The organism is Aequorivita flava (assembly GCF_038742595.1).
GTDB classification, from domain to species: domain Bacteria; phylum Bacteroidota; class Bacteroidia; order Flavobacteriales; family Flavobacteriaceae; genus Aequorivita; species Aequorivita marisscotiae.
The window spans coordinates 13,202-26,203 of sequence record NZ_JBANCF010000011.1 but is presented as its reverse complement, the minus strand read 5'-3'; the positions used below and the strand labels follow the sequence as shown (position 1 = coordinate 26,203).

At 37.8% G+C, this 13,002-nt stretch carries 13 protein-coding genes; 4 read left to right on the top strand and 9 right to left on the bottom strand.

Annotation, left to right across the window (positions count from 1 at the left end; all coding sequences use genetic code 11):
* Nucleotides 1-82: 82 nt before the first annotated feature.
* The 6 genes from VZD24_RS12225 to VZD24_RS12200 all read right to left on the bottom strand — a co-directional run bounded on the left by VZD24_RS12225 (nucleotide 83) and on the right by VZD24_RS12200 (nucleotide 4,289).
* A complete protein-coding gene (locus tag VZD24_RS12225; protein WP_342687778.1) occupies nucleotides 83-1,123 on the bottom strand; it encodes an AI-2E family transporter in 1,041 nt (346 codons plus the stop codon).
* Nucleotides 1,120-1,548, bottom strand: a complete 429-nt coding sequence (locus VZD24_RS12220) for a VOC family protein (protein WP_342687777.1) — start codon at nucleotides 1,546-1,548, stop codon at nucleotides 1,120-1,122. The genes VZD24_RS12225 and VZD24_RS12220 overlap by 4 nt, the downstream gene beginning before the upstream one ends.
* Complete coding sequence (locus VZD24_RS12215; RefSeq protein ID WP_342687775.1) at nucleotides 1,548-1,787, bottom strand: DUF7218 family protein; 240 nt, start codon at nucleotides 1,785-1,787, stop codon at nucleotides 1,548-1,550. The genes VZD24_RS12220 and VZD24_RS12215 overlap by 1 nt, the downstream gene beginning before the upstream one ends.
* A gap of 62 nt (nucleotides 1,788-1,849) precedes the next feature.
* Nucleotides 1,850-2,035 carry a hypothetical protein gene (locus tag VZD24_RS12210; RefSeq protein WP_279450039.1) on the bottom strand — a complete coding sequence of 62 codons (186 nt, stop codon included), beginning with the start codon at nucleotides 2,033-2,035 and terminating at the stop codon, nucleotides 1,850-1,852.
* A gap of 89 nt (nucleotides 2,036-2,124) precedes the next feature.
* Nucleotides 2,125-2,688: a hypothetical protein gene (locus tag VZD24_RS12205; protein ID WP_342687774.1), complete on the bottom strand. Its 564-nt coding sequence runs from the start codon at nucleotides 2,686-2,688 to the stop codon at nucleotides 2,125-2,127.
* Between the two features lie 65 nt (nucleotides 2,689-2,753).
* A complete protein-coding gene (locus tag VZD24_RS12200) occupies nucleotides 2,754-4,289 on the bottom strand; it encodes a helicase HerA-like domain-containing protein (RefSeq protein ID WP_279450041.1) in 1,536 nt (511 codons plus the stop codon).
* Nucleotides 4,290-4,515: 226 nt separating this feature from the next.
* Here VZD24_RS12200 and VZD24_RS12195 point away from each other — a divergent pair, with 226 nt between their 5' ends.
* Complete coding sequence (locus VZD24_RS12195; protein WP_279450042.1) at nucleotides 4,516-5,145, top strand: 7-carboxy-7-deazaguanine synthase QueE; 630 nt, start codon at nucleotides 4,516-4,518, stop codon at nucleotides 5,143-5,145.
* A gap of 117 nt (nucleotides 5,146-5,262) precedes the next feature.
* On the opposite strand, the gene VZD24_RS12190 is transcribed toward VZD24_RS12195, so the two are convergent.
* On the bottom strand, nucleotides 5,263-5,805 hold the full coding sequence (locus VZD24_RS12190) for a DUF2911 domain-containing protein (RefSeq protein ID WP_279450043.1): 543 nt from the start codon (nucleotides 5,803-5,805) through the stop codon (nucleotides 5,263-5,265).
* Between the two features lie 306 nt (nucleotides 5,806-6,111).
* Here VZD24_RS12190 and gyrB point away from each other — a divergent pair, with 306 nt between their 5' ends.
* On the top strand, nucleotides 6,112-8,052 hold the full coding sequence (gene gyrB / locus VZD24_RS12185; RefSeq protein ID WP_279450044.1) for a DNA topoisomerase (ATP-hydrolyzing) subunit B: 1,941 nt from the start codon (nucleotides 6,112-6,114) through the stop codon (nucleotides 8,050-8,052).
* Between the two features lie 189 nt (nucleotides 8,053-8,241).
* Complete coding sequence (gene mdh, locus VZD24_RS12180; protein ID WP_342687773.1) at nucleotides 8,242-9,168, top strand: malate dehydrogenase; 927 nt, start codon at nucleotides 8,242-8,244, stop codon at nucleotides 9,166-9,168.
* Nucleotides 9,169-9,230: 62 nt separating this feature from the next.
* Here mdh and VZD24_RS12175 read toward each other — a convergent pair whose 3' ends face one another.
* Together VZD24_RS12175 and VZD24_RS12170 are read right to left on the bottom strand one after the other, a co-directional pair.
* Nucleotides 9,231-9,656 carry a hypothetical protein gene (locus tag VZD24_RS12175; protein WP_342687772.1) on the bottom strand — a complete coding sequence of 142 codons (426 nt, stop codon included), beginning with the start codon at nucleotides 9,654-9,656 and terminating at the stop codon, nucleotides 9,231-9,233.
* 106 nt (nucleotides 9,657-9,762) lie between these two features.
* Nucleotides 9,763-12,315 carry an adenosylcobalamin-dependent ribonucleoside-diphosphate reductase gene (locus tag VZD24_RS12170; RefSeq protein ID WP_279450047.1) on the bottom strand — a complete coding sequence of 851 codons (2,553 nt, stop codon included), beginning with the start codon at nucleotides 12,313-12,315 and terminating at the stop codon, nucleotides 9,763-9,765.
* A 291-nt stretch (nucleotides 12,316-12,606) separates the two neighbouring features.
* On the opposite strand from VZD24_RS12170, the gene VZD24_RS12165 reads away from it, so the two are divergent.
* Nucleotides 12,607-12,984, top strand: a complete 378-nt coding sequence (locus tag VZD24_RS12165) for a hypothetical protein (RefSeq protein WP_279450048.1) — start codon at nucleotides 12,607-12,609, stop codon at nucleotides 12,982-12,984.
* The last annotated feature ends 18 nt before the right edge of the window (nucleotides 12,985-13,002 follow it).

The following is a 13,002-nucleotide window of genomic DNA, read 5'->3' as shown; positions in this document are numbered from 1 at the left end:
TGTAAACCGAATACTTTTAAAATTTTGTTATAAATACTTTACGAGCAATTATATTTTAAAAATTGTGACTTAAAATGAAATTTTAGAGTTTTTCTTCTGAATCGTAAACATCGGTTTTTCCGTATTCTGTTCTGTAAATTCTAACGATAACCATAAAGAGGCTTATGAGCAGTGGCCCAAATATTAACCCGATGAAGCCAAACAATGGAACGCCCACAATTACTCCTATTAAGGTAACTAAAGGATGTACATTATCTAACTTTTTGAGTACATAAAGACGAATAATATTATCTGTTGAACCTACTACTACAAAGCCATAAATAAGTATCCCCCATGCCTGAAAATCGTGGCCGGTGGAAAGTGTAAGAACAAAAACCGGAAGAATTCCCACCAAAGTTCCAACAAAGGGAATCATACTGCCAATAGTAACAATTACGAACCAAAAGAAAGGATCCGCAATACCAAAAATCAAAAAGCCTATTAAGGCTACGAATCCCTGTGCTATGGCAACCAACGGAATTCCCAAGGCATTTGAACGCACCATGGCCTGAACTTCTATGCCTATCTCTTTTAAGTTGCCCCTGTCCATTGGGATGTATTCTTTTAAAGAAGCTCTTAAATCTTTGCGGTTGGTTAGCATGTAATAGAGCATAAAATACATAAGCCCAATGGCGATAAATGCATTAAAGGTGCCACCTGCCAGACTTTGTAAGTTTTCTGAAAGCCAACCTGTTATGGCAGAGGGGTCTATTTGTGAATTAAGATCGTAACCTACGCTGTCTTCAATCTTGCCTAATTGTTCCTTTAGTGCTCTAATTACGGCTGCCGAATTTTGTACGGCATCGCCAATTTTATTTGTAAGCATTAAGATTATACCTGCTATGGGTATAAGAATGCCAACAAACGATAAAAACATTAAAAATGCCGCGGCTAACGAAGAATTCCACTTTTTAACTTTCACCAACTTGGTCATCCATTTGCGCATTAAAACATAAATCGTGATAGCTCCTAAAACCCCCGTTAGGTATGGCAATAGCTCTCTAAAAATAAGGCTGCCCATAAATAAAATGAGCAGGATTACAAATATTTGTCGAATAATTTGTGGTGGTATTTGCTTGTTCATTTTGCGAATAATTGGGTTGCGTTTGAAAAAGCCTTAAATTCCAAAGCATTTCCTGCAGGATCTTTAAAAAACATGGTGGCCTGTTCGCCAACTTGTCCTTTAAATCGTATATATGGTTCAATGATGAAGGTAATGTTTTTTTGAATTAGTTTTTCAGAAAATACCTTAAAGGTTTCCATATCCAGCACAACCCCAAAATGGGGAACGGGCACTTGTTTACCATCAACAGGGTTTGCCGATTTGTTTTCCTGAACGACCGTATCCTTTAAATGAATGACTAGCTGATGTCCGAAAAAATTGAAATCAACCCAATGATCGCTACTGCGTCCTTCAGTAAGTTCTAGTGTATTTTTATAAAAGTCGCGACAGCGTTCTAGATTATCTACCGGAATTGCGAGATGGAAAGGCCGTAGTGTATGGATCATTAATTGTTTCTTAATGCGTGGATTAATTCATTTTTATTCATCTTTGATCGGCCTTCAATACCAACATTCTTAGCCTGATCATACAGCTCATTTTTGGTCCATTCTTCATAGGGTTCAGATTTTCCTCCCTTTTTTCCGGCATTTTCAGTATTAGCAATACGAGCGGCTTTTTCTTTACTATACCCTTTATCGCGAAGTGCTTCGTATTGGTCTTCGTTTTTAATTCTTGAATCTGGCATAACAGTTTTTTTAAAAGATAAAACCTTTTGCACAGCAAAAGGCTCTTAATATTTATTGAGTATTATGTTTGGTCTGTGTCTTTTTTGTTTTTTAGCAAACCAATTCCGGCGAAGAAGAAAACTATTCCGAGAATAATTAGTGCCCATGGGCTCATGCCAACTTCCATACTGCCAAATACGCTCAGTATTCCTAGAATAAGGCCTATTCCGCCTGCAATAGTTAAAATAAATCCTAAAATCTTAATCATAATTTAATTGTTTTGATGGTTAACTAGATTAAAATTAAAGGAAAAGGTTTGTTCAGTAATGAACCTTAACAAAATCTTTGCAGGAAAATCTATTCGGTAGAAGGTTCCCAGCCAATCATAAAATATTTAATTGGAGCCTCATCAGGAATTTGATTAGCTTCTACTTCTAGATTCATATCGTAACGGAGTTCTTCCGGAAGGCTTTTTTTATCAATGGTTAAATACACGTCAGTTTCCTTTAAAAATATAACCACAGCGTTAATTGTTGTTTCTATATTGTCTATGGTGTAATTGGCCTTTACATCTTTAAAAGTACTTGCGGTAGATAAGCCTTTATCAGTTTTATAACGAGGATCCAAAACCTGAATATTGGTTATGGGTGAATTAGGATCGTTTTCCTTTTGAGGTGAAAGCAGTAATAATTGTTTTCCGCCATTTTCATAAATTGCAACTTCACCTTGTGTTTCGAGAGCATTGGGCGAGGAATTTATTTTTACAATAGAATCTGAGGCAAAAATTGAATCTACCTGCTTTATTTTAATTTCCTTGGTTAGATTGCCAATGGCGCCATTTTGAATTAAAAATGGATCACTGTCTTCTCCACATTGAATAAAAGCGAGGCTAACAAGGGCTATAATCAGTAGTTTTTTCATTGTATTTTTTATTTCTATTAATTGTTAAATATTTGATTGATATGTGTGGATAAAACGACGTAAAGTTACCGCATCATTTTCCCCAATATCCCTAATACACTACGTATTACGGTAGGACTGGAGAGGGTTTTTATCCACGGATTTACAGTGCTGCGTCGGCGAGAGGTGCTTCGTCTATTGCTAGAAGTACTTTTTCTGGCGGCTTCTTTTTCTTTTTCAGCTTTTTCTTTTGCTTCTTCGCGATTTGCTTCTTCAATTTTCTCTGTTAGCATTTCATAGGCGCTTCTGCGATCTATAACTTCGTTGTATTTCGGAATTAATTTCGACGTATTTAATAGGCTTTTTAATTCCGTATCTGTTAAAATATCCATACGGCTCATGGGTGCCCGGAGCATAGTGCGTGCCAGAGGCGTTGGAATTCCCTTTTCGTTTAGGGCGCTAATTAATGCTTCTCCAATTCCCAAAGAAGTTAAAACTTCGTCGGTTTTATAATATTCTGAAATAGGATAGTTCTCGGCAGTAAGCTTAATTGCTTTTCTGTCTTTTGCCGTGAATGCGCGGAGGGCATGTTGAATTTTTAACCCGAGTTGACTCAGCACTGCGTCTGGAACATCTGTTGGGTTTTGCGTTACAAAATAGAGCCCCACACCTTTAGAACGTATAAGTTTTACAATACTTTCAATTTGGTCCAGTAACGAACTGCTCGCTTGGTTAAATATTAAATGGGCTTCGTCTATAAATATAACGAGCTCTGGCCTGCCGCTATCACCCTGTTCGGGGAAAGTTGCATAAATTTCTGCCAACAGGCTGAGCATAAATGTTGAAAAAAGTTTTGGCCTATCCTGGATATCGGTTAAACGAATAATGTTTATAAAGCCTCTTCCGTTTTCATCTATTCGAAGCAAATCGTCCGTATTAAACGATTTTTCGCCAAAAAACAAATCGGCGCCTTGCTGTTCTAATTCAACTATTTTTCGAAGAATTGCACCGGTGGAAGAAGATGAAATCCTGCCGTATTCGCTTGCAAATTCTTCTTTGCCTTCATCGGTGGTGTACTGTAATATTTTTTTGAAATCTTTTAAATCCAGCAACGGCATTTTGTGGTCGTCACAATATTTAAAAATTACCGAAACAATGCCCGATTGTACGTCGCTCAAATCTAAAATTCTGGAAAGTAAAACAGGGCCAAATTCACTAACGGTTGCACGAAGGCGAACGCCATCTTGGTCTGACAGGGTTAATACTTCAACTGGAAAGTTTTTTGCTTCAAACGGAAAACCTATTGCATTATGGCGCTCCTGGATTTTTGGATGGTCTGCACCCGGTTGCGCAATTCCGCTAAGATCGCCTTTTATATCCATCAACAGTACTGGAATTCCTTTGTCAGAAAGGTTTTCTGCAATAATTTGAAGGGTTTTGGTTTTTCCAGTTCCAGTAGCACCCGCAATGAGCCCGTGACGGTTTAAAGTTTTTAGCGGAACTTTTACATAAGCATCTTTTACAGTTTCGCCGTTGAGCATTGCGGCACCGAGATTTATGTAGTCTCCTTTGGTTTTATAACCATCGTTGATATAATCAAAAAAAACCTGTTTGTCTGCCATGGAATTAAGTTTTGCGCAAAAGTAACGAAATATAAATTCCAAATCTCTAAATACTAAATTTGAAATAAAAAACAAATTGAAATTTTTTTGAATCAGGTTACTTGTAACCAGCATTGAATAAATGTAACTGGCGTTTGTTTTTTAACTTTTTGCATGTTCAAATTAATTTGCAATTTGGTGCCTGAGTTTCTGAGTTTTCAATTACAATTAAAGTATTTTTGCAGCGATGACAGAAGAAGTTCAAAAATTGGTAAATAAAGGGGTTATGCTTCCGTTGATGGAAGAATTTTACACCATTCAGGGCGAAGGTTTTCACAAAGGAACCGCCGCGTATTTTATTCGTGTTGGTGGTTGCGATGTAGGCTGCCATTGGTGCGATGTAAAAGAAAGTTGGGATGCGGAATTACACCCGCCTACGCCCATAGGTCAGATTGTTGAAAATGCAGCAGAATATTCAAAAACAATTGTAATTACGGGAGGCGAGCCGCTTACTTGGAATATGGACCCACTAACTAAGATGCTAAAAGCACAGGGAATGCAAATTCATATTGAAACTTCTGGCGCCTATAAATTAACAGGTACCTGGGATTGGATATGCCTTTCTCCCAAAAAAATGAAACTACCCACAGAAGCGGTCTATAAAGTTGCGAACGAACTGAAAGTAATTGTTTTTAACAAAGATGATTTTCGGTTTGCGGAAGAACAAGCTGCAAAAGTAAATGAAAACTGTATTTTGTACTTGCAGCCAGAGTGGAGCAAACGCGAAAAAATGAGTCCGTTAATTGTAGATTACGTCATGCAAAACCCAAAATGGAAGGTTTCGTTACAAACGCATAAATATTTGAATATTCCCTAAAAAATTAATTTCCAAAACACAAATTCCAAATTTATAATTTCGTGAATTTAAAGATTGTAATTTCATTGGAATTTGGTGCTTGTGATTTGGAAATTGAAATTTCTTTTAAAAAAGTCCTCAGGCTTTTTTGAAAGGAATTTCCACATAATGGTCGTCCCAACCAATTAATAGGGTTGTTCCGTTATTTTCGGGCCTAAATATCATAGATAATGATTCAATAGGGGCGGCGGCATCTTTGCATTCAACTGTTATTCTAGCCACGTCTTTTTCTTTTTTATAGCTATACGCACCCCAAACATTGGTGTCGCTATTAACAATAATAGTCCATTGGTCTTCGCCGGGTATGGTATAAAGTGTATATGTGCCGGGGGTTAAAGTGGTTTTACCAAATTTTAGCGGGGTATAAATAGTAAGTTCGGTAGCCTCATTTGCACCTGTTCTCCATACCTCATCATACGGTACCAAATCGCCAAATACATCACGTCCCTTTTTCTGGGGGCGGCTGTAAATTACTCTTGCAATTGGCGGACTATTTTTGTCGGGTCGTGCCATTGCAAGATCCATTGGCGAGGCGTCCATTTGTGGAAAACTCTGTGCATTTAGATTTTGAAAGGCGATAGAAAAGATTGCAAAGCAACTAAATAGAAATATTTTTGTCATTGTTATTTGGTTTAAGAATGTTAGAAAAATACAACTTTATTGGAAATTCAAAAAATGAAATGTAATCCAATACTTGTCTTTTTAATTTTTAAATATTTTAAGTTAAAAACGTTTAATTGGTCGAAAATAGTACACAACTATTACACCAAAATATGAAGCCGGTGCGAACCGCTTAAAAAAAGGCGTTTTTTCACAGATATTTGTTAATAACTTATCGCTTATAAATTACGCAAACCCTTAATTTTATTGGTGATTTGGTTATATTTGTTCGTTACGAAAAATACTGAAAATCATTCAAATTAATATATGAGCGAAGAACAGAAAAAAGGTAGTTACGGCGCCGATCAGATTCAAGCGTTAGAAGGAATGGAGCACGTGCGCATGCGCCCCTCCATGTATATTGGCGATGTAGGCCCACGCGGGTTGCACCATTTGGTTTATGAGGTGGTAGATAACTCTATAGATGAAGCTATGGGAGGTTATTGCGATACCATTGAAATGTGGATAAACGAGGATAATTCAATTACCGTAAAAGATAACGGTCGTGGAATACCGGTAGACACTCATAAAAAGGAAGGCGTTTCGGCACTGCAGGTGGTAATGACCAAGATTGGAGCAGGTGGAAAATTCGATAAAGATTCGTATAAAGTTTCTGGTGGATTGCACGGAGTTGGAGTTTCTGTTGTAAACGCACTTTCTGGACATTTGACCGCAACAGTGCATCGCGATGGCAAAATATGGCAGCAGGAATACGAACGCGGTAAGGCTATGTATCCTGTAAAATCTATTGGTGAAACCGATTTTAGAGGAACCATAGTTAACTTTAAGCCAGACCCCGAAATTTTTAAACAAACACTCGAATTTAGTTACGATACACTTGCGAGCAGAATGCGCGAGCTTTCGTTTTTAAATAAAGGCTTAACCATTTATCTAACCGATAAGCGCCAAACAGATGATAAAGGCGAATTTGTTAGCGAGAAATTTCACAGTAAAGAAGGTTTAAAGGAATTTATCCGCTTTTTAGATGGAAACCGCGAGCCCATTATTGCCGAAGTAATTTCAATGGAAGGCGAAAAGAATGATATTCCTGTTGAGGTTGCTATGGTTTACAATACTTCTTTTAACGAAAATCTTCATTCGTATGTAAATAATATTAACACTCACGAAGGAGGTACTCATCTTTCTGGGTTCCGTGCTGGGCTTACGCGAACTTTAAAAAAATACGCCGATGCTTCTGGAATGCTCGATAAATTAAAATTCGAGATTGCGGGCGACGATTTCCGTGAAGGCTTAACGGCCATTATTTCGGTGAAAGTTCAAGAGCCACAATTTGAGGGACAAACAAAAACCAAATTAGGTAACCGTGAAGTAACTGCAGCTGTAAGTCAAGCAGTGTCTGAAATGCTCGAGAATTATTTGGAAGAGCATCCTAACGATGCAAAAACCATAGTCCAAAAAGTAATTTTAGCGGCGCAAGCACGCCACGCAGCGCGGAAAGCACGTGAAATGGTACAGCGCAAAACTGTTATGAGCGGTGGTGGTTTGCCAGGAAAACTTTCAGATTGCTCCGAACAGGATCCTGCAAAATGCGAAGTATTTCTCGTAGAGGGTGACTCTGCAGGGGGAACGGCCAAACAAGGTCGCGATCGTAATTTTCAGGCTATTTTACCGCTTCGAGGTAAAATTCTTAACGTGGAAAAAGCAATGCACCACAAAGTTTTTGAAAACGAAGAAATCCGAAATATTTATACTGCCCTCGGGGTTACTATTGGAACCGAGGAGGATAGTAAAGCGTTAAATCTTGAAAAATTACGATATCATAAAGTAGTAATTATGTGTGATGCCGATGTGGATGGTAGTCATATTGCAACTTTAATTTTAACGTTCTTCTTCCGTTATATGCGTGAGCTGGTTGAAGCGGGTTGTGTTTATATAGCTACGCCGCCTCTTTATTTAATAAAAAAAGGTGCCAAAAAAGCATATGCTTGGAGCGATAAAGAACGCGATAGGCTGAACGAAGAATATGGAGGTAGTGCTTCCATTCAACGTTATAAAGGTCTGGGTGAAATGAACGCAGAACAACTTTGGGACACCACAATGAATCCCGAATTCCGCACATTGCGCCAAGTTACCATTGATAACGGAACTGAAGCGGATAGAATTTTCTCAATGCTTATGGGCGATGAAGTTCCACCGCGACGTGAGTTTATTGAGAAAAATGCAATTTATGCGAATATTGATGTGTAACTAAGTATATATACTTTTAAAAGCCCATTTCTGAATTATTTAGAAATGGGCTTTTTAGTTTTTAACCCTTTATTTTCATTATTTTAAGTAGATAATAGTACTTTTGTGCTAAGCTTAAAATGAGCTATTAAATAAACAATAACAGATTCCCGCCTTCGCGGGAAATACTTTAAACAATAAACATTTATTATGAAAGTAACAGTTGTAGGAGCAGGTGCTGTTGGCGCAAGTTGTGCTGAGTACATTGCCATCAAGAATTTTGCAAGCGAAGTAGTTTTGTTGGACATTAAGGAAGGATTTGCCGAAGGAAAGGCGATGGACTTGATGCAGACTGCTTCCTTAAACGGGTTCGACACAAAAATAACGGGCGTAACCAATGATTATTCAAAAACTGCAGAAAGCGATATTTGTGTAATCACTAGCGGAATTCCGCGAAAGCCGGGGATGACACGCGAAGAATTGATTGGAATTAATGCCGGCATTGTTAAGGATGTTTCTTCAAGCCTGGTTAAGCACTCTCCAAATACTATTATAATTGTAGTGAGCAACCCGATGGATACTATGGCATATTTGGTTCATAAAACATCCGGATTAGATAAAAATAAAATTATTGGAATGGGTGGCGCATTAGATAGCGCACGTTTTAAATATCGTTTAGCAGAGGCCTTGGGCGCTCCAATTAGTGATGTGGACGGAATGGTTATCGGTGGCCACAGCGATACGGGAATGGTTCCTTTAACGCGTTTGGCAACTAGAAATAGTGTGCCCGTAAGTAAATTTATTTCTGAAGAAAGATTAAATCAGGTAATGGAAGATACCAAAGTGGGTGGAGCTACGCTTACTAAATTATTGGGAACTTCGGCCTGGTACGCTCCGGGAGCAGCGGTTTCTGGTTTGGTACAAGCTATTGCGTGCGATCAAAAGAAAATATTCCCTTGCTCGGTAATGCTTAATGGCGAGTACGGTTTAAAAGATATTTGTATTGGCGCTCCAGTTATTTTGGGCCGAAACGGTATTGAAAAAATAGTAGAACTTGAATTAAGCGATGCTGAAAAAGCACATATGAAACAAAGTGCTGAAGGCGTTCGAAAAACGAATGATTTGCTAGAACTTTAATTTCAAATTTAATTGAAAAATAATCAGACCTGTCAGGTTTTCAAAACCTGACGGGTCTTTTTTTATTCAAGGCACATCTTGCTGTCAATCCTTTGTATTTCTCCATTTACATTTAGAGTTGATTTTATATACATACATTTTCCATCTATTTTAATAAGCTCAGTTAAAATACCATTATTATCATTTAAAAATTGCTGATAATCAGAAAGTTTCATTTTTGTTTCGTCGTATTTTAATCTGTATGTGCAATCGTCAATCCATTCAATAATTTCATAGGAGGTTTTATTAAAATCTTCTCCTAATTTATTTTCTGGATCTTCCACAATTTCAATTTGGCTCGTTCCCTCTCTAATAATTTTATAGCCAACCGGGATATATTCCTCAGGATCAACATAAAACGTTCCATTTTTAAAATCTGAACAAGTTAAGTCTTGTGAAAAACTACAGAAACTAATTAAAAGGGATATTATTAAAATTACTATTTTCATATGTTAAATTTAACAATAAAACCCCAACGCTTGAAAAAAAAGTCATTGAGGTTTTCGGTAAAAATCTAAAAGCGAAACGGTCTCACGCCTCACCTCTCACGTCTATCTACCCACACTTAGAAGATCCACAATCCTTGCAAGTCAGGCAGCCTTCTTGGTAAATAAGCGAAGTGCTATTACAGTTTTCACACTTTTGTTTTTTTGCTTCGGTGCCATCGGCAACGTAGCGTTTTAATGCTCGCGCAACTCCGTTTTTCCAAGTGTTGATGCTTTCGCTGTCAAGTTGCAGGCTGTTTATCAAGTCTACCACTTTTTCAATTGGCATGCCGTGGCGGAGCGTGCTGGAAATCAGCTTCGCATAATTCCAAAACTCTGGGTTGAATTTGTGCGAAAGCCCTTCAATAGTGGTTTTGTAGCCTCTTTTGTTTTTATACTGAAAATCGTAACGCGAGGTTCCGTCCTCATTTCTGTTTTTAATAATTAGTCCTTCATTTACCCAACGTGGAATTAAAATTCCATCCTCGTCATCTGCGAAACCTGTGAAAATTTCATAAGGTTTTTCGTCAATTAATCCAATAAAAGCAATCCATTTGTCTTTGCTGTTTTGAAAGCGTACTACGTCGGCTTCCAGAATTTCTGGACGTTTTGTAGGGAAGGCGGTTAAGGTTTCGTTTTCTTCTTCTTTCTTTTCTTCGTTAGAGATTAAAACGCCCGAACGTGAGCCATCTCGGTAAACAGTAACCCCTTTGCAACCCGCTTGCCAAGCTTCTAAGTAAAGCTTGCCAACCAACTCTTCGGTAGCATCATTTGGTAAATTAATAGTTACCGAAATAGAATGGTCTACCCATTTTTGTACTGCGCCTTGCATACGTACCTTGCTCAACCAATCTACATCGTTAGATGTGGCTTTAAAATACGGCGATTTCTTAACAATTTTATTCAGTTCTTCTTGGCTGTAATTTTTGTCCGTAGCAATGCCATTCACCTCCATCCACTCCTTAAAACGGTGGTGGAACACTACGTATTCTTCCCAACTATCGCCTACTTCATCAACAAAATCAACGCGTACATTTTTATCGTTGGGGTTTACTTTTCTTCTTCGTTTATATACTGGAAGAAACACTGGTTCAATTCCCGAAGTAGTTTGCGTCATTAAACTGGTGGTTCCGGTGGGCGCAATGGTTAAAAGTGCAATATTTCGTCGGCCGTATTCTAACATGTCATAATACAGCTTTTCATCGGCTTCTTTAAGGCGTAAAATAAATGGATTGTTTCGCTCTCTTTCGCTGTCGAAAATTTTAAAGGGACCTCTTTCCTTAGCAGCATATACCGATGCTCGATATGCTTCTAAAGCAAGTGTTTTATGAATTTGTACTGAAAATTCTGTACCTTCCTTGCTGCCGTACTTAATGCCTAGCGCAGCAAGCATATCGCCTTCTGCGGTAATTCCAATACCGGTTCTTCGGCCTTCTTCGGCCTTGTGTTTTATATTTAACCAAAGGTTTTTTTCAACAGATTTAACCTCGTCGCTCTGTGGGTCGGCATCAATTTTAGCGATGATGGCATCTACTTTTTCAAGTTCTAAATCTATTATATCGTCCATTATTTTTTGAGCAATACCGATGTGTTTTTTGAAAAGTTCAAAATTGAAAGAAGCGTTTTTGGTGAAAGGTTCTTCAACATAAGAAAACAGGTTTATCGCCAATAAACGACACGAATCGTAAGGGCAAAGCGGAATTTCGCCACAGGGATTTGTAGAAACGGTTTTGTAGCCTAAATCGGCATAGCAATCCGGAACAGATTCTTTAATTATGGTATCCCAAAACAGAATGCCGGGTTCGGCAGATTTCCAGGCATTGTGTACTATTTTTTTCCAAAGTTTTATCGCTTCAATCTCTTTGGTGTTTTTCGGATTTTCACTAAAGATTGGGTATTTCTGTATATAGTTTTTTTCATCTTTTACCGCTTGCATAAAATCGTCGTCCATTCGTACAGAAACATTGGCGCCCGTAACTTTTCCCTGTTCCATTTTTGCATCGATAAAATCTTCGGAATCTGGGTGGTTAATAGACACCGAAAGCATTAAAGCTCCACGCCTACCATCTTGCGCTACCTCGCGCGTTGAGTTTGAATAGCGTTCCATAAACGGCACAATTCCAGTGGAAGTCAACGCCGAATTTTTCACTGGGGAACCTTTTGGCCGAATGTGCGAAAGGTCGTGACCAACACCTCCGCGGCGTTTCATTAATTGTACTTGTTCTTGGTCTATTTTCATAATTCCGCCGTAGGAGTCGGAATCGCCATTGTTGCCAATTACAAAACAGTTTGATAGAGAGGCGATTTGGTATGGATTGCCAATTCCCGCCATAGGACTACCTTGTGGCACAATGTATTTAAAATCTTTTATAGCATCAAAAACCTCTTGTTCGGTTAATGGATTTGCATAACGTTGCTCCACCCGTGCAATTTCCTTTGCAATGCGTTTGTGCATGTCGTTGGGTGTTTTTTCGTATATATTCCCATCGGAATCTTTTAAGGCATATTTATTTACCCAAACGCGGGCGGCAAGATCATCGCCTTTAAAATATTTAACTGAGGCTTCAAAAGCTTCATCCTGTGTGTAGGTAATCGGGGCGGAGACGGCATTTTTTATTTGCATAATCTGAAATGGGTTTTTTGGATGGTTTGAAATTCAATTTTAAAGTAGGTAAATATAACCAATTAGTAATCTCATTTTTTAATGAAAAATTAAAGTTGTCAAGAATTGATTGTTAATATATTGAAAAACAAGGCTATAAAAATTTATTAACACTAAAAAGTTGACAAATTTTTAAATCTTCAGTTTTACATTATTTGTTATCGTATAGCGTACTTAAACTTATTTAAGTGGGCGAGGTAAAATGTGATAATTGTCATTTATAAAAGTTTTTTTACGGGTTATCTTTGTACTGTGAAAAACACAATACTCATACTGGCCTCTCTTATTATCCTCATAAAACCTTTGTGGCCGGTGGTAGATTATATTGCAAATTATGATTATATAGTCAATGTGTTGTGTGAGAATAAGGACAAGCCCGAAATGCAGTGTAACGGTAAGTGTCATTTATCTAAAGAATTGGCAAAAGAAGCCGGAGCCGAAGATGAAAATCCGTTTAACAACAAAACTTCCAAAATTGAAATTCAACAGTATATAATTTCAGAAGATATTTCGGAATATATATTTGCTTCCGGAAATGAGTTATATGATACCAAAATAATTGGTTACAGACCAAAATTGAATACTTCACTTTTTACTTCCAAAATTCTTCATCCTCCGCGGTTGGGATAATTTATTAGCAGGTGTTTG